Source organism: Deferrivibrio essentukiensis, assembly GCF_020480685.1.
Lineage (GTDB): Bacteria > Chrysiogenota > Deferribacteres > Deferribacterales > Deferrivibrionaceae > Deferrivibrio > Deferrivibrio essentukiensis.
Window position 1 is genome coordinate 33,299 of record NZ_JAJAFU010000017.1, and the last position, 22,845, is coordinate 56,143.

Here is a 22,845-nt window from a genome sequence, read left to right on the forward strand (position 1 = left end):
ATGGTATAATTGTCTGAACAAAACATAGAGATTAAAATCTATGATTAGAAGGCAGGTTAAATGACAGAACATAAAGATAAAGTAGAAGACATTGAAAATACTGAAATCGATGATAATGAGGGGATAGACTTCCTAACGGAGGATATCCCCCTCCCTCCTGTATCTGACGATTCTCTCAAAAGTTATCTCAATAAAATTTCCGAATACAGTCACTTTAAGAGAGAAGAAGAGTATGAGATAGGGAAAAAGATAAAAGAAGGGGATGAGGAAGCAATTAAAAAGCTTGTTTTGGGAAATTTAAAGTTTGTTGTTTCCATCGCTAACCGTTATAGAAATTCAGGACTTTCGATGAGTGATATTATTAATCAGGGGAATCTTGGACTTATTGAGGCAGCAAGGAGATTTGACCCTGATAAAGGTGTTAAATTTATTTCCTATGCTGTGTGGTGGATACGACAATCTATTATTCAAGCTCTTGCAGAGCAATCAGGCACAGTAAAGCTTCCTATAAAACAGGCAAGTATTTTATATAAAATAAATGAAGCTACTGAAAAACTTACTAAAGAATTAGACAGAGACCCGACTGCAGAGGAGATCGCTTCTTTTCTTGATATGGAAGTAGCTGATGTAGAAAATATCCTGAGAGTATCAAGAAATTATCTGTCACTTGAAACCCCTTTGAAAGATGGAGAGGATAAGACATTTATCGACCTGCTCGACTCAGGCTCAAAGTCTGTTGAAGATGAAATAATCCATACTAATCTTAGAAATTCTCTTGAAGAGATAGTTGAAGAGCTACCTGAAAGGGACGCTGAAATCATCAAACTCAGATTCGGACTTGAAGGTGAAACACCAAAAACACTTGAAGAAATAGGCGAAATGATGAAAATAAGCAGGGAAAGAGTTAGGCAGATTGAAGCTCGAGCCTTAAGTAAGCTTAAAAAGAAAGCAATGAAAAGAAAGCTTTACGATTATCTAAACTAATGACCCTCAGAAAAAAATTATACGAAATTATCTTTGAAGCTGAAACAAAAGCAGGCAAGCTATTTGATGTAGTACTCTTAATATCAATATGTATTAGCATATTAGTTGTTATCTTACAAAGTGTTGAAAGTATCCATGTAAGATTCGGAAGTATATTTTATGCGATGGAATGGTTTTTCACAATACTATTTACAATTGAATATGGACTAAGAATTTATACTATCGAAAAACCCATTAGATATATAAGAAGCTTTTATGGCATAGTTGATCTTTTGGCAATTTTACCTACGTATCTCGAACTTTTTTTAGCAGGTACACACTTTTTATTGGTTGTAAGGGCATTAAGACTTCTGAGAGTATTCAGAATTCTTAAATTAACGCACTATGTTAATCACGGCTCAATAATAGTAAAAGCACTTAAAGCAAGCAGATTCAAAATTGTTGTTTTTCTGTTTGCAGTAGTCAACATTGTAATTATAGTGGGCTCTGCAATGTATGTCATAGAAGGTGGTGAAAACGGTTTTACCAGCATACCAAGAAGTATATATTGGGCTATTGTTACATTAACAACCGTCGGTTATGGGGATATTTCCCCATCTACACCCCTTGGACAGTTTATAGCATCAATGCTTATGATAATTGGTTATGGAGTTATTGCAGTCCCTACGGGGATAGTTACATCTGAAATGACAAAATTCAACAAACCTGTTTCTGCTGAAGCGTGTCCAGCCTGTGGGCAGGATGGACACGATGTAGATGCAAAATTTTGTAAGTACTGCGGATACAAGTTATAAGCAAATTACTCACAAACTTTCTTAATTTCCTCTTTACTAAGGCCTATTTCCTGCATTTTCAAAATCTTATCAACGGTACACTTATTGGACTGTAAATCATTACTTTCTTTAACTGTTGTATTGTTAATAACTTGAGGGGTTATACTAACTTTAAGAGGTTTATTTTTCAAGGCTGCTACTGCCTCAGCAAATTTTGTTGCAGACTCTTTGTCTTTAAATGTTAATTCAAGATTATGAGAACAACCGAATTTTGAATAGTCATCCCAGATAACCTTCACACCATTATCAGAAACCCTTGGCTCATCAAATACATACCCGTAACAGTTATTATCCACTGAATTACTTGAAACTTTAATTGAATAATTTTTATCTTTTTCCTTCATATAAATAGTAAGCTCGTCCCCATAAATTTCCCAAAACCTCAAAAACATTTTATTGGTACCCTGTTTTTTAAATAAAAAAGCAATTGCATTCCCTTCTTCACTTGCAATAATCTTTTCATATTTTAGATTATCTTCAATAATCAGTGAGCCTATACTTGACTCCATTAATTTCAATGCCCCATCCCTACTAAGCTTACTGCCTTTTGTGTCAAGTTTGACCCCTTTTGAGCAAGAAATCACAGCAAAAATCAAACACATCAAAACTATAAACCTCTTCATAAAACACCCCTTATATTAATTTAAAAACTATTATCTGTATTGCACCAAAAATAAAACCCAAAACAAATCCTAAAATATTAATCCATTTAAATTGATCTCTCATAAAAGAAAAAAGCATATCTTCCACTTCATACAAATTCAAAGAATTTATTTTGTCCTCAACAATATTTTTTACATCAAGTGCCTGCAATATAGGAGCAACATTCCTATTTAAAAGTTCATTTATTTCTGTGGTGAGAAAATCAACAAACTGCCTGAAACTCTTTTGAGAAATTTTCTCATAAATATTTGTTATTCTTATTTTTCCAATCATCAAAGCAATATTGAATACCGCAATCTCCTTTACTTTGTCCTGCTTTAATTTGTCAAAAAGCTGCTTTCTATGGCTTATTTCAAAAGAATCATCACCGATTATATCCAATACATCCTTTAATCTCAGGTTGTTAAGCTCATAAGCATTAGCAGAAATAATATATTTAATTTTATCCACTAAAAATTGAGAGTTCATAAAATCAAGTAACTTACCTTCAAAGAAAGTTTTCAGCGAATAGAAATCCTCTACTTTGAACTTTTCTATAAGCTTATAAATTGGTTTATTTAATATATCCGATAACTTCTCTTTAATGATATTTGAAATTTTATCTTTTATTTCATCACTTGCAGAAATATTTTGAATTATTTCTGGAAATTTTGACTTTACCAAATCCCGTATAACATCTTCATTCAAAAAAAGATTAAGCATACCAAGTTTTATCTGGTCAAATACCCCACTCTTAAAAGAATTATTCTTAACCTCAATAAGCTTTTGAACAATTTTTTCTTTAACCTCATCATCTTCTGAAATTTTCTTAATATATTCCAAAACTTTAAGTGTCATATTTTCTGATACTGACAACATTGATGCGTAAAAACTTTCCGGCATAGCTTGGCAAAGCGAAACACCTGATAAAATAATGTTATTAAGGTAAGCGGAAACCTCTTTTATGAGCTTACCTTTCCATTTGGTATCTCCAAATACCTTCTCTGCAACCTTTTTAAGGCCATCTTCCGCATCAAAAAAGTCTGATATTCTTAACTCACTTATACTTTGTAATAAAACATTAATAACCGAATTAAAAAGCTCTTCATTAAGAATAACTTTATTGTATAACAATAACGCAACTTCATGGCTATCAATTCCTATTTTTTCAAATATAAGATTCAGCTCTCCAAAATCTTTTGAGAGCAAATCTCTCAATTCATTCCTGATAGAATTTTGAAGATATATTTGAAACTCCTCTTTTTTCAAAGAATTAAGGATATCCTTTTCAGTTAGCAAATTATTACCAACAAGATTTCCAACCTCTTTTGCAAGCTTTGACCTGTTTCTCGGGATAACCCCTTGCCAACCAAAGCTGTACCACTTTCTTTTATGGGGCCTAAATAACATTTTTATAGCAAGATAGTTTGTGAAGTAACCGACAAAACCGGTCACAACTGGCGTAACTATTTCACCCGCAGTCAGAAACAACCAAACCCTCCCTTAATCCAAAATCGCTTATGATTATTTCATTTAATTTAAAATGTTCCATAGTCTTAATAACAATTGCTGCGCCGGGAATAATCAAGTCACCTCTACCCTTTTCAAGGCCAACGACATTTTCCCTTTCGTCAATTGTCATTGAGCATAAATTGTCAAAAATCTCTTTAACTCTCTTGTATTGTATTTTATAACCATTTACTTTTCGATAATCATAATTTGCAAGTTTCATATCTATGGCAGCCAATGTGGTTGCTGTGCCTGCAGTCCCCACCAATATCTCAAATTCAATATCAGGGACATGTGAAATAATAGTTTCAATCTCTTCAAAAAGCTGCTTGAAGATACCTTCTGAAACAACTTCACGAAAATTATACTTATCGGCGAGTTTGACCACACCCATATCAAAGCTTTTACAATCAACTATATTGCCTTTATCCACTGCAATATATTCAGTAGAGCCGCCGCCAATGTCAAACAAAAGTGCCTTATTATCTTTTAAATCCAGAGTTGCAGAAACTCCTCTAAACATCAACTCTGCCTCTTTTTCAGAAGTAATAATTTCTATTTTTATACCCATATTTTTATATATATTATTTATTATCTCCTCTCCATTTGAAGCCTCTCTAAGAGCACTCGTCCCTACAAACTTTACATTGATATCTCCAAATTGATTAAGGAAATCTTTTATATGAAAAAGAGCATCAGTTAACCTTTTTTCAGCAGCTTCAGATATTTTGCCAAATTGCTTTATCCCCTCCGCCAACCTTATTATATGCCTTTGTTCATAAACTATATTTTTAATTTTACCTTTACTTACTTCTGCAACAATTAATCTTAACGTATTGCTGCCAATATCTACAGCACCACAAATCATTTACTAACACCATTTATAAGCTGAGCAATATTAAAAGTATGATCACCTGCTTTTTCAAGATTATTTAAGATATCCACATATACAATACCAGCGTCAACGGTGCATACACCCTCATTAAGCCTTTTTATATGATTATTTTTAAATTCTTTTCTGAGTCTGTCTATAATATTTTCATCCTCAGTGTTTATATTATTTTCAAATGCTTCCTTGTTGTAAGCATTCAAAATATTTTTGGCAAATCTTATAACCACATCAAATATCTCTTCCATCTCTTTGTTAGCTGTTTCCGAAAAATAGATACCTTTTTCGATAATCTTTTCTGTAAATTTAGCAATGTTTTCAGAGTGGTCTGCAATCTTCTCAATGTCATGAAGTACATGCAGAATACCGTCTATAGTTTTTGAACTTTCGTCACTCAAAGATTTTTGAAAAAGTTTGACGACAAAAACAGAAATATCTTTTTCAAGTTCATCTACAATATTTTCCCTTTCGTAAATACTCTCTATAAGCTTTGTGTCTCTTGTAAAAAAAGCTTTTTTTGCATCCTCTAACATAGAAATAGCTATGTCAGACATCCTTTCAACCTCTTTTTTGGCCTGAGCAACTGCAAGTGCAGGTGTATCAATAAGCCTATCATCGATATATTTAGTCGTTTTCTTTTTCTCGGAAGAATCTTTGATAAGCTTTTCACATATAATAACCAAGTATCCAAGTAGAGGTAAGAATACTATTGTGTTTATAATGTTAAACATTGTATGAAAGTTTGCAATATGTCTTGCCGAATAAGGGGCATTCCCTTGAGCATCAATAAAATATGGATCACCAGGGGTGATAATATCAACAAAGTGTGCAAAATATTTTAGAAAAATATACATATAGGCCACACCCAAAACATTAAACAATAAGTGTCCTAATGCAGCCCTTTTTGCAGCAGCATTGGCACCTATGGCAGCCAAATTGGCAGTTATTGTGGTTCCTATATTTTCTCCTAACACGAAAGCCACTGCAGCCTGATAATCTATAATACCTGTAGTAGCTAATGCAAGAGTAATACCCATTGTAGCCGAGCTGCTCTGAACAATCATAGTCAAAACTGTCCCGGCAAAAATTGCAGCCAAAGGATTTTTAGAAAAATATATAAAAGCCTGAGTGAATTCAGGACTTTTTCTCAAAGGCACAAATGCATGTTTCATTGTTTCCATACCTAAAAAAAGTAAACCAAAGCCAAACAGGACCTCACCTAAATATTGTCTCTTTTTATTTTTTGAAAACATTCTAAAAAATGCTCCCAAAGCTATAGCAGGTAGAGCAAGACTGCCCATTTTAAAGGCTATCAACTGCCCGGTAATAGTAGTACCTATATTTGCACCTAACACTACACTCAAAGCTTGAGTCAAATTCATTAAGCCTGCATTTACAAAGCCAACTACCATAACCGTTGTAGCGGAACTACTTTGAATTATGGAAGTAACAATCAGCCCCACAAAAACACCCAAATATTTGTTTGTGGTAAGCTTTTCAAGGATTCTTCTTAAACCGCTTCCGGCTCTTTTTTGTAAGCCCTCCGACATCATCTTCATGCCGATTAAAAAAAGGCCAAGCCCTCCAAACAGCCCTGAAAGAACTATCGGCCACGCTATAGTTTGCACAAGACCCTCCTAAGTAATTATTTTATATTTTGCATAAATTTTTCTACAATATCATAGCTTCTTTTGGTGCAGTCATTGATACCTACACCATAAAGTATATTCCCGCCAACATAAAAATTACCAATAGCATCTGAAATGTCTTCAATATTTTTAACAGTTTTAAGATGCCCAATGTAGTATTGTGGTATAGCCTTTTCCCACCTGAAAAATATTTTACTTTTAGGCTTATTATTAATCTTAAGAGTATCTTTTATCTCATTGAAAGCTATATTAAGAAGCTCCTCATCCGACTTGTCAAGAATCCATCTGTTTCTATCACCGCCCATTATAACTCTCACAAGCTTTTTGCCATTTTTAGCCCTTTCAGGAAAAATTGACGAAGTAAAAAGTGCCCCCAATATTTTTCTATTCTCCTTTGCAGGAATAAGGTATCCAAAACCATCCAACTTATCTTCAACATCTTTCTCATCAAATCCCAAACCAACCACAAAGACAGGAGCATAAGGTATATTCGCAAATTCTTTTGACAGATTTTCATTCAAATATTTTGTCATTTTAGAAGCTTCATAACTTGGACAAGTCATAATTAAATAATCAAAACTTTCCTTTTCATCTCTATAAAAAACTTCAAACTTATCATTATTTTTTATGATTTTATCAACCGGAGAGTTTAACCTTACCTCTACATTTAACGATTTATCTATAACATCATTTATTAAGTTAATGAGTCCCCCCGAATAAGAAGTCAAAACTCCACCAGGGCCTGCAGGGCCACTTTTTTTCCCTCTTTTTTTCAACATCCCTTTAAAAAGACCACCATAGTTTACTTCTAAGTCATATATTACTGGAAAACATGCCCGCAAACTCATCTTTTCCGGGTCACCGGCAAAAATACCGGAAACCATCGGACTTATCAGGTAATCGCAGGCCTCCTCACCAAGCCTTCTTCTTGCAAAATCTGCAACTGTTTCATCCTCAAGTATTTTTTGAGGAATAAAATATTCAGCAACTACCCTTAATTTTCCTTTAAATGTAAGCAAATCAGTTTTAAAAAATTGTGGTGGTTTTTCAGGAAGCCTTATCAATCTTCCATACCTCATTATAAACCTTTTTCTTGCCAAATCATTACTTTTATATAGTTTGTTTTGGATTCCAGCATCTTCTACCAATTTAAGAGTATAAGGTTTTGAATCAAGAAAACCGTTAGGGCCGGCTTCCACAGTAAAATCTCCATTAGTTACAGTATCGATAGCACCACCTAGTTTGCTACTTTTTTCAAAAAGAATAACTTTAAAATCTTTATTACTCTCTGTTAGTTTCTTGGATAACCAAAAAGCTGCAGAAACTCCGGAAATTCCACCACCTATTATGGCTATTTTCATATTTTTCCCTCCGAAAAACAGTTGTTTTTTAAATCTGACAAATTTTCAAAAGGTACTAAAACAATACCTGCATTGTAATTTTTAATCAACTCACATACTTTATCAATTCTATATTTTGATATTTTTGTCTTTTCATTATTAAACTCTCTCACCTGTATCTTTACTACAATATTTTCCGGAAGAAGCATTTTTGACATTTTATTTAACATCTCGTTTAAATAGCTGAGTGTATCTTGAAAATTTATTTTTAATTCGCCCATTATTTGCTCATGGTATGCCATTACTGCAAAATACGAAAAATCAAGCTTTTTGTATTGCTCTATCGATTGGGCATACCACTTAAGCCCTTTTTCGGGATACACAGGTGTTTCATAATAAATGTTAACAGCAAATTTTATTTTTGGGTTTATCTTTTTAGTTTCGTATCTAAGCTTGTCTAAAAATCCAGATAAATTTGATAGTTTCCATTTAAACCAATCATCATCTTTATTATCAGGCAATTTGCCGTAATCAACATAATATCTTGTTTTACTTAAGTCAGACAGGCCTTCATTCATCCTTAATATAAAATCGTCTTGAATCAATATACCGTCTATATCATACATTGCCAATTCTCTAAAAAGCTCAATAAGTGAATTTCGAGCATCTTTATCAAAAATATTTACACCGTATCCGTTTTGAATATTGCCATTTCTAAATTCAAGCTCAAGCTTGTGAGTCTCTTTCAAAAAGCTTAGACTCCTCGTAGCCATCCACGCAAAAACTTTAATATCGTACTTTTTAGCATAAGGGATAATTAAATCTAACAAATCAAATACGTTACAAGCAATTTTCGATTTGAAGTATACACCTGAAGCACATTTATTTTGCTCATCAAAATGTACCCTATCTGTTGAATTTTGAAAAACACGCACAAAAATAGTATTTACATTAGAACTTTTTAGAGAGCTAAAATAGTTATCTAAATTATATCTATACTCTTTATCAAAATTAAATATTTGTACGCCATTAATTTTATAATAAAAGGACTCCACAATTGTTATAGCATGAGCACCAATTGAGCAGAAAATGAAACAAACAGTAACTAAATGTTTTAACATTAATTTTTAACGATAAACCCTTTTATTTTATACTTCTCATTAATATCTTGCAGTTTATTTTTAGCCTCGTCCAAAGTTGAAGAGCTACAACATCTTACCCTATACCACACACCCTTAGTCCCAAGGTCAGCTTTGATATAGTAGATATCTGGTATGTCATTTTTATACTTTTGAACTACACTTTTAGCATCAGACTCATCTTTAAAAGCCATGAGTTGTACTGCATAAACTCCACTATGTGCAGTGTTATTTACAATACTTTTGGGTTTTTCTTCAACTTTGATTTTTTCATCAATAGGCTTGTTTTCCGGTTTTTTCTCCGGTTTTATTTCAACACTTGATTCCTGATTAATATTTTCATTCTTTTTCACTTGAATAGGAAGAGCTTCCTTTTTGACCTCTTCTTTTATTACTTTTTCAGGCTCCTTCGCGCCCCCTATTTTCTGCTCATTTTCACCTGACAAATTCTCTTTTAAAGAATCTTCAGCAGCTTTTTCAGCTACCTCTTTCAATTCTGAAACTTTGATTTTATCGCCATCAAGTTTGTATTCCAATTTTTTGCCATCTTCAACAGGAGTAGCTGAAACCTGAACATTTTTACTCTCTTCAAGCTCTTTCTTTAAGGTAAAATATTGAGTAGTAAGTTTTATTATGGCAAATGTTATAATCCCGAAAACAATTAAAAATAGCAATACAAAGCCAAGAATTGACTTAACTTCATCCTTTTCTTTTTTCTCTTTTATTTTATCTATATCTCTCATAACCCCATCCGTATCAGTTTTTTAGCTACATTTTATCGGGAGCACCAACACCGATAAGGCTCAAAGCAAACTTTATTACCTCTTTTACACCAAGAGACAAAGTAACTCTTGCTGAAGTAGTTTCGATATCATCCTCTATTAATATCTGATTATTCTTATAATAATTATGGTATAAAGCAGCTAAATCTTGAAGATAATAAGGTATCCTGTGAGGCTCTCTTGTCCTGCCTGCTGTCTCCAATACCGACTTGAACTCATATAATTTTTTAATCAAGGCAATATCCTGCTCAGAATCAAGTTTATTTAAATATTTACCTACTTCAAATTTTATATTCTTTTCTTCGGCATTTCTAAGAATTGAACACACCCTTGCATGGGCATATTGAATATAATATACCGGGTTATCAGAAGTCTTACTTTTTGCAAGGTCTATATCAAATTCAAACTGAGAATTAATATCTCTCATAATATAAAAATATCTTGCCGCATCACTCCCAACCTTTTTGGTCAACCAACTCAACTCCACAAAAGTACCGGCACGAGTAGACATTGATATTTTTTCTCCGCCTTCAATAAGGCTAACCATCTGCACAAGCTTTATCTCAAGCATTTCCTCATTATATCCTAATGCACTTATGGATGACTTTAACCTTTTCACATAACCGTGGTGGTCAGCACCCCAAACATTGATAAGATTGTCAAAGCCTCTTTTTATTTTGTTTCTATGATATGCAATATCAGAAGCAAAATATGTAAGCTCCCCGTTACTTCTTCTTAAAACTCTGTCTTTATCATCACCATATTTTGTAGAGTTAAACCAAAGAGCTCCATCTTGCTCATAAGTTTCCCCTCTTTCTTGCAACTCTTGTAGAGTTTGCTCTACTTCTCCAGAAAGATATAGGGACTTTTCACTAAACCATTTATCAAACGTCACACCGAAATCTTCTAAATCTTTTTTTATAGTATTTGTAATCTCCTCAACCCCAATCTTAAAACATATATTTACTGCTTCCTCTTTTGGCATTTTAAGAAGACTGTCCTGATACTCATTTTTAATATCTTTTGCTATATCAATAATATATTCCCCTTTATACCCATCCATGGGAAATTCATCATTTATTCCGTGAAGCTCAAGATATCTGCTATAAATACTCAAAGCCAAATTATTCATTTGGTTTCCGGCATCATTTATATAATACTCTCGCTGAACATCAAAACCGCAAGCTTCAAACACCCTTGCAAGACTATCCCCGTAAGCAGCACCTCTACCATGCCCAATATGTAAAGGACCGGTAGGATTCGCACTAACAAACTCCACTTGCACCTTTTTGCCTGCACCCATATCAGATGTTAGAACAGTCTTGTCTTCCAAAATTGAAAGCAAAAAATTGTGAAAAAAACTTTTGGACACAAAGAAATTAATAAAACCAGGTCCAGCCACTTCAACTTTTTCGAAGATTGCATCGACTAAATGCCCCTTAATACTTTCAGCTATTTGTCGTGGTGGTTTTTTTAAGAGGGAAGCAAGCTTCATCGCCACATTTGTAGTAAAATCACCATTTTTGTAATCTTTCGGGACATCTACTTCATAAGATAAGTCACCAATTATGGCAACATCATTAACAATTTCCTTCAATACTTCATCTATTTTCTTCCTAATAATCGATTCCATAATGCCTCCATAAAGTTTGTAAACTCTATAAATGATATGTCAGTTTATGTAAAGAGTGAAATAAATAATTTTTGAATGTTATAGCACTTTTCAAAAAAACTTTTAAACTTTAGTTGCAAAATAACTTTTATAGTGTAAAATATTACCATGAAAGTAAGAGTTTTAATTATTGCCTTAATCTCATTATTTTTTTATACTTATGCCAATGCCTATGAAAGTGACTTTTACCCTAAAAGTCTGATGTCTGAAATGGAAAAAGTTGTTCAATTGCCAAATGAGCAAAACTTAGATAAGCTTTATCAAGAATTTATTAAATTTAAAGGGCTTGAGGATGAAACTATCGCATATGCCGTTGTAGAGGCATTGTTAAATCACCCTAAAGAAATTAATGAGAAAACAATAGTTATTGCTCAAAAGTTCAGTCCTACAAATAAAGACAAAATTGGGATAATACTCTCAGACAATATAATTTTAAAAATCATAAACAGTCATATATTTTTTAATAAGTTTGCCGTCTACACTTTTTTGAGATATACATCATCAATATTTATTCTCCTTGTATTTTTATATCTTCTGTTTAAAAATTACTTCATATTTTTTCACAGTCACAAATTTAATTTAAAAGCGATAGGTTTTGCCAAATTAATTATCTTTTTACTCCTGACGATTGTCATTTCAATAACCTTTAATAACTATTTATTTGTAATCTTGGCAGGATTTACAATATTACTTCTTATCCCGGAAAATATTGCTTCTAAAACTGCTGTAATACTCTTTTTGTCCGTATTTTCTATCCTAAACAGTATTGACTACAACAAAAATGAATTGCAAAAAAACAAATATCTTGAAATCATCAACAAACCTGTATCAAAAAATTACATTGAAAGATATCTTGAAAAAAGTACTTCCCCATTTACGAATATTATAGCAACTATTAAATATCCCGAACTATCTGAAAAGAACAATTTTATTCGGTTTACGCCTAAAAATAAGTTTGAAGCAGCAAACTATGCAATATACTTATTAATTACTGAGAAAGTAGACGAATTTAACTCTTTAGCAGAAAAGTTTAACCTTACTGAAGACCCCATAATTATGATTAATGTTGCTTCATTTTACTCTAAAAAGTTTAATTTTGAAAAATATGAAGATATTATAAAAAATCTTTATACATTCTATCCTGAATATCATAAGTTATTGCAAAATCTTCAGCTCAACCTCAACACATATGTATTTTTACCATACAACTTTCAAGAAGGTATGAACAAGGACACCCTTACACTAAATTATACCAGTGTCTTAATATTTTTTATTTTGCTTGCTGTTGGAATCATTATTAATAGATTTTTTTATAATTTTAGGCTCTTCAAATGCATTCAATGTGGAGAATCTTTTTGTATTAAATGTGATGACGGCTATTTACACGGTAATATTTGTGAGAAATGCCGTATCTTTTCACATAAAATTGCAAAAGCTGACGCTTCTACCCTTGTAATGCAGCAATTTCAGATAGAAAAATATAAACGAATAACAAAATTTAGAAATATAATTCTTATGTTAATTGCTCCGGGGGCTGATAGACTGTTCATCAACCAACCGGTTGTAGGGCTTATTTTAACTGCTTTACACTCTATACTTATATTTATCCTAATTTTTCAAACTGTACCATTTATTTCCCCAACAAATATCGGTTTTCAATTTTCAATAAATTATCTTTATTATTCATATATTTGCTTATTTTTACTCATATACATTGCTAATATGCTAATAAAAAGGGACAATAATGGCATTTAAAGGGAATATAAAAGAATTTAGTCTTCTTGATGTTATACAGCTTATTTGTCAATCCTCTAAAACCGGTATTTTAGAGGTTGAATCGGAAGATTTTGCAGCAAAAGTATTCATCAGAGAAGGTAAATTAGTAGATATTAAAGCAAATACGAACAACTTTGATTTTAAAATTGGTAACTATTTAGTCTCAAGAGGTGCGATTACTGAAGGTGATTTGCAAATATATCTCGAAAAACAAAAGAAGATGCCTATAAGACTTGGGCAAATTTTGATAGAAGAAGGAATTCTCACAAAAGAGCAGTTAAAACAAATTCATACAGACCATCTTAAATCTAATTTTGAAAAAATATTGGCAATAGAAAAAGGAAGATATGAATTTGTGCCTACTGTTGTCGAATACAATGATAGCGACATTACTCCGATAAGTATAGATTCAATCTTGCTTGATGCTTTAAAAAATATTGATGAAGTTAAACTGTTTAAGAAAAAGATAAGCAGTCTCAATCTTATTTACAAAAAGATAAACAACGATAGCAAATACACCGTTGACAATAAAATAACAAGCAAAGACAACCCAATTATTGTAAAAAATGGAAGAATTCTTTTTAATACTGATGCTCAAATCGTTTTTAATAATATTGATGGTCACAACACAATACAAAAAATTATGTCTAAGTCTGCACTTGATGAGGTTTATGTCTTAAAAATAATATATCTGCTTCTTGAAAATAACTTAATAGAGCATTCAACGGCTGAGCCAATTAAAACAAAAACTAAGATTTCTTCAGTATTAAATGTCATTTATGGAATAATTATTTTTGCCACTTTAATATTTGTAACCACTCTCATCTCCAAAAAACTTGCTGTAACTGATATAGTTTTTAATGAAACATACATAAAAAATAAAAAAGAGCATATTGAGCAATATAATCTGGAACTAAAAAATATTTCACAAATCTATACCAAAAATCAAAATAATTTTAAAAAGCTGAAGTTATATACTGCCGAAAAGGGGATTTTCAGTGACTAAAAAACATATTCATATTATTGAAGATTCCGAATTAACTATTTACACGATTAAAAATGCCCTTGAAGAGGAATATAAAATTTCATTCAGCACCAATTCGGTAGAATTTTTTAAAACTTTTAAGTCAGGCTTTTTGCCGGACTTGTATATTATTGACCTAAACCTTCCAGACATAGATGGAATACAAATATTGAACGAGCTGAAAGACATTGATATACCAAAAATAGTATATTCAGCTCAAACAAACCCAGAAATTATAGAAGAATGTTTCAATTTGGGTGCTTACGATTTTCTAAAAAAGCCGACCCCGTTAAAAGAGATGAAGTCAAGAATTTACAAAGTATTTCAGTATCATGAAATGCTTAACGGGAAAAAAGATAAAATCAATATTGAAGAGATTAAAGGGACTGTGGCACATTATTTTGGGCAGCCTTTGACAGCTCTCGGGGCAGAAATATATATATTAAAAAAACAGCTTCCGAATACCGAAGATTCTGTAACCTATTCCTCTGTTCTAAGGATGGAAAAGGCATATCAGGTATTAGTGTCATATTACAATGCCTTTAAAAATATTGACTCGGCAAAAAAGGTAAGTTATTTAAATGGAAAAAATATTTTGGATTTGACAAATGAATAGAAGTTTTAACTCTAACATAAAATACAACGGAAAGGTATATCACATTCAAACAGAAATATACACAGACAAAGTTGTTACTCAAATTTTTGATGGTGGTAGGATTATAAATTCAGTCAAATCTCAATTTACTGATTTTAAATCTACTATTCAACAACACAAACAAGTAGAAGAGGCTGTTTTAAAAGGAAATTTCTTAAAAAATGATAAAATTCTTTAATGTATCTGTAGCATTCTTCGGAGAAAAAAAAGCTTTAGATAATATTTCTCTTAAAATTGATAAAGGTGAGTTTGTATATATTACCGGTGCAAGTGGTGCAGGGAAATCTACCCTATTAAAGCTAATATATGCCGACCTTTTCCCCACAAGAGGTGTAGTACTAATATCAAACAAAGATATCACAAATATTACCGAAAGAAGCATTCCTTACCTCAGAAGAAATATCGGTGTAATATTTCAAGATTTTAAATTATTAGAGAATAAGACTGTCTTTGAAAATATTTTTATGACTCTTGAAATATTTTATATGGACTCAAAACAGATAGAGGAAAGGATTTTTTCCCTTCTCAGAAGGCTTGGACTTTTCAGCAGAAGAGATACAATAGTAAAAAAACTTTCCGGTGGTGAAAAACAAAGGGTTGCAATTGCAAGGGCATTAATCAACGAGCCATCTATTGTATTGGCAGATGAACCTACAGGCAACTTAGACCCGGAAAGAGCAGAAGATATAATAAAACTTTTAAAAGATATAGCCAATCAAGGGAGTACTGTACTTGTGGCAACCCATGACAAACATCTTATAGAAAAGTTTGGTGGTAGAACAATTTATCTTAAAAACGGAAAAATAGAGGCTGACAGCAAAACTGATGAAAAAATTTTTATATCTGATAAATAAAGGGTTTGTATTTTACAAATCCAACTTTAAGACTTCTCTAATATCACTTCTGACGCTTACTACTATATTTTTTATATATCAATTCCTTTTCACTATAGGCTACTCTACGAATATGTTTTTTAATAACCTTTCTTCCGTTCAAAATGTAAGGGTATACCTTAAAACAGACGATAATGAATCAATTAATGAATTTATAAAAAATATCAAAATTCTCAATTCGGTTGAAAGTGTGACATACTATTCCAAAGATGACTCTTATAATTACTTAAAAAATAATACTTATGATCTTAAATACATTGAAAATATTTCTAAAGATTATTTTCCTTCTTTTATTGAAATTCAATTAAAAGATAAATTTAAGGATATAATTTTTATAAACCAAATCAAGAATGAAATAGGCAAGTTTGATATTGTTGATGTTGCTTCATTTGGGGAACAGTGGGTATTAAAGTTTGCATCCCTAAAATATTCTTTGCAAATATTTATACTTTTTGTAACAATTCTACTTTCAATATCTGTGGCTTTTATCTCAATGAATGTAATTAGTCTTAACCTTTACAAGTTTAGAGAAGAGATTAAAATATACAGCCTTGTTGGTGCTACAAAAGCATTCATTATAATTCCCTTTATTTTTGCAACTGTAGTTGAGTTTTTTGTTAGTTTTATTGTCTCATTGGGTTTAAATACAGCAGTTTTTTATTCACTCAACACAACAATAATGCCTGCTGTAAGCCTTAACTTTATTAGAATACCAAACATTTACATATACTCACTAATGGCAATATATTTCTTTTCCATCAGTATTTTTTCCTCATATTTTACTTCAGTGAAGTTTCTAAGGAAGGCAAGTAAAATAGATGAATAAATTTTTTATTTTAATTTTATTGTTTTGCTCTGTAGCAAATGCAAATGTTATCGACGATTTTGCCACATACGAAAATTATATAAACCAACTACAAAAGGATATTAAAGAACAAAATAAATATCTAAAAGATATTGAAAACTCTAAAAAAAACCTAATATCAAAAATAGATGCATTACAAAAAAAGATAGCCTCACAAGAGGAAACAGTAAGGGTCACTTCTATCAGTTTAAAAAAACTTAACCAACAAATCAACGAAATTGAAGAGAAAATAATGATTTTAGACAATGATATCAACATACTTTCAAAACAAATTGAAAAATTTAATATTTATCTTATAGATAACAGAAATATTACTTCAATAAAAATACTTTTATTTTCCAAAGATTTTTACACCCTTATAAAAAATATGGAGATAGTTGAGAAAATAAACATAAAAATCAAAGAAAAAATTGCCGAAATAAATGGCAAAAAAAATCAAATAAACTCACTCAAAGTTGAATTGGAGCTTAGAAATAATGCCCTACAAAGAATTTTGGCATTAAAAGAAACTACATTAAATGATTTGAAAAATGAGAAAATAAAGCTTAGTCAACTATCGAAAATATTGCAAGAGGATGAAGAGAGTAAAAAGGAATACATTAAACTCCTAAATGAAAAGCACAATGAATTACAAAGTAAGTTGGAAAAAATTAAACCTCAAATTGAAAAAGAAGGGGGCACACAGTTTTCTGAAAGCAGTTTCTTCAAATCCAAAGGTAAGCTCCCCTGGCCTGCTACCGGTAAAGTGATTGAGCACTATGGACCCAAAAAAATTAATGATTTTAATGGTGAAGTCTTTATAAAAGGGATAAAAATCAAGATAGAAGACGAAGGGTATGTGAAATCTGTATTTGATGGTGTTGTAAAGTATGTTGATTGGGTAAGGGGGTATGGCAACATTGTTATTGTAAAACATGACGAATTCTTCTATACACTTTATGCCGGATTGGATGAAATTTTTGTTACTATTGATCAGAAAGTTAAAGTTAATGAAAAGATAGGTTTAATTGATGTTGACGTGAAAGATATTTCTCCCTATCTTTACTTTGAAATAAGAAAACAGGATACTGCAGTTGACCCTGAGAAGTGGTTAATCGCTAACGGAGGTACGAATGATTAGAAAAAAACTTTTACCCGTATTTTTAAGTTTGATAGCAGTTATTGCTTTCATAATGGGCGCCCTTACAATTAAAATATCAAATGTTTATGCAAAAAATGAAAACCGATTCCAGCAACTTGAAAACTTCTCTGACGCACTAAGCATAATTGATAAATATTATGTAGAGGATGTAGAGCTAAAAGACCTTATTAGTGGTGCTATTCAAGGGATGTTACAAAATCTTGACCCTCACTCAAGCTACTTGGATAAGGAAACATACAAAGAGTTTAAAGTAGAAACTAAAGGTGAATTTGGCGGTTTAGGCATCACAATTGGGATGAAAGATAAGGTGCTGACTGTTATTTCCCCTATTGAGGACACACCTGCCTACAAAGCAGGTATTAAAGCCGGGGATAAAATAATTAAAATAGACGGCAAACCCACTGCAAATATTACCCTTGACGAAGCGGTGAAAAAATTAAGAGGAAAACCAGGGACAAAGGTCACTGTCACAATCCTAAGAAGTGGTGTGGAAAAACCTTTTGATGTTACTATCACACGGGCTATCATTAAAATACAAGCCGTTAAAAGTAAAATGATAGACAATATTGCGTATGTTAGATTAACAAGTTTTAAGGAAGATGCATCAAATGAAATAAAAGATGCCCTAAAAAAACTTTCCAAGGAAAATTATAAAGGGATAGTTTTAGACCTTAGAAATAACCCCGGCGGTCTTTTAACTGAGGCGGTAAATGTTTCTAACTTATTTTTACCTTCAGGCAAAACTGTAGTATTTACTAAAGACAGGGACGGGAAAGAAAACCATTTAAAAACTTCTGCCTTTAATGATTTTGACTCAAAAACCCCTCTTGTTGTTTTAATTAACGAAGGGAGTGCTTCAGCGTCTGAAATAGTAGCCGGTGCATTACAGGATTATAAGAGGGCAATAATTATAGGACAAACAAGCTTTGGTAAAGCTTCTGTTCAAACAATAATCCCCCTTGCCGATGGCTCAGCTATAAAGCTTACTACTGCAAGATATTATACACCAAATGGAAGATCTATCCAAGGTGTGGGGATAAAACCTGATATTGAAATCGGTACAGGGAAGATTGTTTACACTGAATCTCACTTTTCTTTTAAAGAAAGCGATTTGGAAAATCACCTAATCGGTGAAGCAGAACAAAAGCTTGATAACAAAACTGAAAGTAATTTAGATAACAGCACAGCTGAAAATTTAGACGATGATATTCAACTTAAAACAGCTATAGATATACTAAAAGGACTTATTATATATGCCCAGAAAAGCTAAAAGCAACACAAAGAGAACAAGAAAAAAATCTTTCAAAATTCCGCCGGGGCTCATCGTCGGCGGAACTTTTTTTCTGCTACTTCTTGTTATTATCTTTTCAATTATTAACCTGAAAGTCAGTAACCTAAAATCTGAAGTTACCAAGGCTAACACTCTAAAAAAGGATATTACACTTATTGAAAACAGGATAAAACTGCTTTTATTTGACTATGAGCTGGATAAAGATCATTTTAAGAAGTATGTGGAAAATAACGTTATAACTTTTGAGCTTACTATCCCTGAAAATCAAATTTACGGTATAAGACAGGCGGTTATATCATTAGCCAATGAAAACGGATTTAATGACAATTCAGATTTACTTTTTTATAAAAATAATTCTCCTGCTTTCAAAGTACTTATAATACCATTTACTGCATACAAAAATACAAATAATAATAATCTTCAAAGTGAAACTTCTGAGAATATAAAGAATGATAAGCATAAAATAGCCATTATCCTTGATGATGCAGGAAACAGTCTTGATTTGGCAGAGGAAATACTTAAAACTCCATATAAAATTACTCTCTCCGTAATTCCATTCACTCAATACGATAGAGAAACCGCAGAAATGGTAAAGAAATATAAAAAAGAGCTTTTTCTACATTTGCCAATGCAGCCAAAGTCTTACCCATCAACCGACCCGGGAAAAGGTGCAATACTTTTAAATACGCCGGAATCACTTATCAATATAATAATTAAAAAAGATATCGAACGACTTGGTAAAGTTGACGGAGCAAATAACCATATGGGCTCAGCCCTTACAGAAAATACACAAAAGATGAAACAGGTATTAAAATATCTTAAAAAGTATACCGACACATTTGTTGACAGTCATACTGCAAAAAACACTGTAGCTTACGATGTTTGTAAAGACTATATGACTTATTGCGGAATTAATAATGTCTTTATAGATAATGTAGATGATGCTGACTATATAAAAGATAAAATTAATAAAGGTATAAATCTTCTTGAAAAAGAAAAAAAAGTTATTATGATTGGACACTTGCGCCCAACAACGGTAAAAGTTTTAATGAGCTATTTACCTGAGCTTGAAAAGAAAGGAATAAAATTTTCAACGGTAAGAGAGGTTTTGGCAAATTGATAACGCTTGGTATAGAAACTTCCTGTGATGAAACATCCGCATCTATAATAGATAGTGGTAAAAATATACTTTCTGCAAAAATATTCTCTCAGGCAGATATTCACAAAAAATTTGGAGGAGTAGTCCCTGAGGTAGCTTCAAGAAATCATGCTTTGAAAATTAGACCTATTGTAGAAGAAGTTATAAATGATGCAAAGATATCTGTAAATGATATTGACTTAATAGGCGTAACAAACTCTCCGGGGCTTATTGGAGCGCTCTTTGTGGGGGTATCATTCGCAAAAGGTTTGAGCTATACATTAAAAAAACCGCTTATTCCGGTAAACCACTTGACCGCCCATATACTGTCAGGTGAAATTGAAAATGATGATTTAACTCCCCCATATGCGGCACTTGTAATCTCTGGAGGACACACGCATCTATTTCATGTTTCTAAATCTTATGCTTTTACTCTTATCTCAAAAACTATAGATGATGCAATTGGTGAAACATTTGACAAAGTTTCAAAAACTCTTGGATTTGGATATCCGGGCGGACCTGAAATTGAAAAAAATGCCTCCTTTGGAGATGAAACAAAAATAAATTACCCTATAGCCATGAAAAATGAGCTTAATTTTAGTTTTAGCGGCTTAAAAACTTCTGTAATAAATTCATATAACTCAGAAAAATATACTAAAGAAGATATTTCGGCTTCTTTTCAAAAAATTGCTGTGGACACAATAATCCATAAAATCAGACTTGCATCCGAAACACAAAAAATTTCAAAACTTGTTGTTGCCGGTGGCGTTGCTTGTAACGGATATTTAAGGAAAAGACTTCAAAGTGAGCTAAAAAACATTAGAGTATTCTTTCCATCCAAAGGACTTTGCACTGACAATGGTGTAATGGTTGCTTATACTGCTTATCAATTTTTCAATAAAAGAATTTTTATGGGTTTCAACTCAAAAGCATTTGACAGAGATGAAAATATCAAACTCTTCTAACCGCAACTTTTATAAAGAGATACTTGCTAAAAATGACCTTGTGGCTGCCCCTATGGCCGGTATTACAAATATACCTTTCAGAAAAATTGTAAGAAAATTTTTTGACGGACTTATTTTCACTGAAATGGTTTCAACGGAAGGGGTTTCAAGGGATATAGACAAGTCTTTAAAACTTGCTAAAATCACTGACTTAGACAAACCCATAATAATTCAACTTTTTGGCAAAAATCCTCAATCTTTTGCCGAGTCTGTAAAAATCCTTGAAGATAAATTTGATGCTGATGGATATGACATTAACGCCGGTTGCCCTGTAAAAAAGGTAATAAAATCAGGCTCAGGTGCATACCACTTAAAAGATTTGAAAAATTTACAAGCAATTATTACTTCTCTTAGAAAATCTACCGACAAACCTATATCTTTAAAAACAAGACTTGGTTACGAAAAAGATAATTTTGTCTACAAAGAGATTTTAAATATTTGCCACAATGAAGGGATCGATGCACTCACAATTCACGGTAGGACAAAGGCGGAACTTTTTTCAGGGGATATTCACTATGATAAAATAGCAGAGATTGTCCGGCTTTCAAAAATAATTATCATAGGCAATGGTAATGTTGTGGATTATGAAAGCTATAAAAAGATGAAAAAAACTGGTGTAGACGGGATAATGATTGGAAGAAAGATGATGAAGGCACCTTGGATATTTAAGACTATCAAATCTTATCCTGAAGAATATTCTCCCAATAAAAAGGAGCTTTATGACCTTATATTAGAAATAGCCGCATATGAAAAAGAATACAGAGGTGAAAAATACTATCTTGATGTTGTGAGAAGGCTTGCCGTCTGGTTTTCAAAAGGATTTGTCAATTCAAGTGATTTTAGAAAAAAGGTTTATGACTCAAAAACAGACAAAGAATTTTTTGATATATTGAACACATTTTTTAATTAATCTAAAACACGCTCTAATTATTTGCTAACATACCTTATTAAAATAATAATTCATAACTTTCATTTGCAATATTGCTAATCTTATAATAATATTAAGTATGAAAGTTACTTCAAATGAGCCGATACAAATTGCAAAAGATATATACTGGGTGGGACATAATCTGCCTGATGACCCCTTTCAATGCCATGTATACCTCATTAAAAATGGCAAAAATTCAATATTAATTGACCCCGGCTCAAAACTTACTTTTAAGGAAACTCTTAATAAAATTGAAAAGATAATTCCATTTTCGTATATCAAGTATATTATATGTCATCATCAAGACCCTGATATTACCGGGGCACTTTATATAATCAATGAAATATTAAACAGAGATGATGCTGTAATCATTTCTCATTGGAGGGCTATAGCCCTTTTGAAACATTATGGACTTAACATACCATTTGAATGTGTTGAAAAAAATAATTGGAAGTTGAATGCAGATGGTAGGGAATTGGAGTTTATCTTTACTCCGTATTGTCACTTCCCGGGGGCATTTTGCACTTATGATAAAAAGACAAAAACTCTTTTTTCCAGTGACCTATTTGGTGGATTTACTGAAGAGTGGAGCCTATTTGCTGAAGATATGAAGTATTTTGATTCAATCTCAGCATTTCACGAGCATTATATGCCAGCAAAAGAAATACTTTTTCACAACTTAACTAAAATA

At 32.0% G+C, this 22,845-nt stretch carries 22 protein-coding genes; 14 read left to right on the forward strand and 8 right to left on the reverse strand.

The features are described 5' to 3' along the window. The first annotated feature begins 60 nt into the window (after positions 1–60). Positions 61–984 (forward strand): sigma-70 family RNA polymerase sigma factor, encoded by a 924-nt coding sequence (locus LF845_RS08750; protein ID WP_242820637.1) that lies wholly within the window; start codon positions 61–63, stop codon positions 982–984. After that, entirely contained in the window at positions 984–1,778 is a 795-nt protein-coding gene (locus tag LF845_RS08755) for an ion transporter (protein WP_242820638.1), read from the forward strand. Before LF845_RS08750 ends, LF845_RS08755 begins: the two co-directional genes overlap by 1 nt. 5 nt (positions 1,779–1,783) lie before the next feature. Here the strand turns inward: LF845_RS08755 and LF845_RS08760 are convergent, their stop codons facing one another. The 8 genes from LF845_RS08760 to argS are packed head-to-tail and all read right to left on the reverse strand — an operon-like array spanning position 1,784 to position 11,400. Beyond that, on the reverse strand, positions 1,784–2,440 hold the full coding sequence (locus tag LF845_RS08760) for a hypothetical protein (RefSeq protein ID WP_242820639.1): 657 nt from the start codon (positions 2,438–2,440) through the stop codon (positions 1,784–1,786). A 10-nt stretch (positions 2,441–2,450) separates the two neighbouring features. Then, a complete protein-coding gene (locus LF845_RS08765) occupies positions 2,451–3,950 on the reverse strand; it encodes a DUF445 family protein (protein ID WP_242820640.1) in 1,500 nt (499 codons plus the stop codon). Continuing rightward, positions 3,931–4,836 carry a Ppx/GppA phosphatase family protein gene (locus LF845_RS08770; protein WP_242820641.1) on the reverse strand — a complete coding sequence of 302 codons (906 nt, stop codon included), beginning with the start codon at positions 4,834–4,836 and terminating at the stop codon, positions 3,931–3,933. Before LF845_RS08770 ends, LF845_RS08765 begins: the two co-directional genes overlap by 20 nt. Next, a complete protein-coding gene (locus tag LF845_RS08775) occupies positions 4,833–6,485 on the reverse strand; it encodes a Na/Pi cotransporter family protein (RefSeq protein WP_242820642.1) in 1,653 nt (550 codons plus the stop codon). The genes LF845_RS08770 and LF845_RS08775 overlap by 4 nt, the downstream gene beginning before the upstream one ends. A 17-nt stretch (positions 6,486–6,502) precedes the next feature. After that, positions 6,503–7,867, reverse strand: a complete 1,365-nt coding sequence (gene hemG, locus LF845_RS08780) for a protoporphyrinogen oxidase (protein ID WP_242820643.1) — start codon at positions 7,865–7,867, stop codon at positions 6,503–6,505. Beyond that, positions 7,864–8,967, reverse strand: a complete 1,104-nt coding sequence (locus LF845_RS08785; protein ID WP_242820644.1) for a poly-beta-1,6-N-acetyl-D-glucosamine N-deacetylase PgaB — start codon at positions 8,965–8,967, stop codon at positions 7,864–7,866. The genes hemG and LF845_RS08785 overlap by 4 nt, the downstream gene beginning before the upstream one ends. Then, positions 8,967–9,728, reverse strand: coding sequence for an SPOR domain-containing protein (locus tag LF845_RS08790; RefSeq protein ID WP_242820645.1), 762 nt, complete (start codon positions 9,726–9,728; stop codon positions 8,967–8,969). Before LF845_RS08790 ends, LF845_RS08785 begins: the two co-directional genes overlap by 1 nt. Before the next feature lie 25 nt (positions 9,729–9,753). Continuing rightward, on the reverse strand, positions 9,754–11,400 hold the full coding sequence (argS, locus tag LF845_RS08795) for an arginine--tRNA ligase (protein ID WP_242820646.1): 1,647 nt from the start codon (positions 11,398–11,400) through the stop codon (positions 9,754–9,756). 147 nt (positions 11,401–11,547) lie between these two features. On the opposite strand from argS, the gene LF845_RS08800 reads away from it, so the two are divergent. The 12 genes from LF845_RS08800 to LF845_RS08855 all read left to right on the forward strand — a co-directional run. After that, positions 11,548–13,194 (forward strand): hypothetical protein, encoded by a 1,647-nt coding sequence (locus tag LF845_RS08800; RefSeq protein WP_242820647.1) that lies wholly within the window; start codon positions 11,548–11,550, stop codon positions 13,192–13,194. Continuing rightward, positions 13,184–14,221, forward strand: coding sequence for a DUF4388 domain-containing protein (locus LF845_RS08805; RefSeq protein ID WP_242820648.1), 1,038 nt, complete (start codon positions 13,184–13,186; stop codon positions 14,219–14,221). The genes LF845_RS08800 and LF845_RS08805 overlap by 11 nt, the downstream gene beginning before the upstream one ends. After that, entirely contained in the window at positions 14,214–14,855 is a 642-nt protein-coding gene (locus LF845_RS08810; RefSeq protein ID WP_242820649.1) for a response regulator, read from the forward strand. The genes LF845_RS08805 and LF845_RS08810 overlap by 8 nt, the downstream gene beginning before the upstream one ends. Continuing rightward, entirely contained in the window at positions 14,848–15,072 is a 225-nt protein-coding gene (locus LF845_RS08815; protein ID WP_242820650.1) for a hypothetical protein, read from the forward strand. The genes LF845_RS08810 and LF845_RS08815 overlap by 8 nt, the downstream gene beginning before the upstream one ends. Further along, positions 15,056–15,748, forward strand: a complete 693-nt coding sequence (ftsE, locus tag LF845_RS08820; RefSeq protein WP_242820651.1) for a cell division ATP-binding protein FtsE — start codon at positions 15,056–15,058, stop codon at positions 15,746–15,748. The genes LF845_RS08815 and ftsE overlap by 17 nt, the downstream gene beginning before the upstream one ends. After that, complete coding sequence (locus tag LF845_RS08825; RefSeq protein WP_242820652.1) at positions 15,720–16,613, forward strand: cell division protein FtsX; 894 nt, start codon at positions 15,720–15,722, stop codon at positions 16,611–16,613. Before ftsE ends, LF845_RS08825 begins: the two co-directional genes overlap by 29 nt. Then, positions 16,606–17,772, forward strand: a complete 1,167-nt coding sequence (locus LF845_RS08830) for a murein hydrolase activator EnvC family protein (protein WP_242820653.1) — start codon at positions 16,606–16,608, stop codon at positions 17,770–17,772. Before LF845_RS08825 ends, LF845_RS08830 begins: the two co-directional genes overlap by 8 nt. Next, positions 17,765–19,063: a S41 family peptidase gene (locus LF845_RS08835; protein ID WP_242820654.1), complete on the forward strand. Its 1,299-nt coding sequence runs from the start codon at positions 17,765–17,767 to the stop codon at positions 19,061–19,063. The genes LF845_RS08830 and LF845_RS08835 overlap by 8 nt, the downstream gene beginning before the upstream one ends. Continuing rightward, positions 19,047–20,204 (forward strand): divergent polysaccharide deacetylase family protein, encoded by a 1,158-nt coding sequence (locus LF845_RS08840; RefSeq protein ID WP_242820655.1) that lies wholly within the window; start codon positions 19,047–19,049, stop codon positions 20,202–20,204. Before LF845_RS08835 ends, LF845_RS08840 begins: the two co-directional genes overlap by 17 nt. Next, complete coding sequence (gene tsaD / locus LF845_RS08845) at positions 20,201–21,187, forward strand: tRNA (adenosine(37)-N6)-threonylcarbamoyltransferase complex transferase subunit TsaD (protein WP_242820656.1); 987 nt, start codon at positions 20,201–20,203, stop codon at positions 21,185–21,187. Before LF845_RS08840 ends, tsaD begins: the two co-directional genes overlap by 4 nt. After that, positions 21,093–22,136 (forward strand): tRNA dihydrouridine synthase, encoded by a 1,044-nt coding sequence (locus LF845_RS08850; RefSeq protein WP_242820657.1) that lies wholly within the window; start codon positions 21,093–21,095, stop codon positions 22,134–22,136. Before tsaD ends, LF845_RS08850 begins: the two co-directional genes overlap by 95 nt. 97 nt (positions 22,137–22,233) lie before the next feature. Next, positions 22,234–22,845: oxygen-binding di-iron domain-containing protein (locus LF845_RS08855; protein WP_242820658.1), on the forward strand; the 612-nt coding region annotated here is incomplete at its 3' end.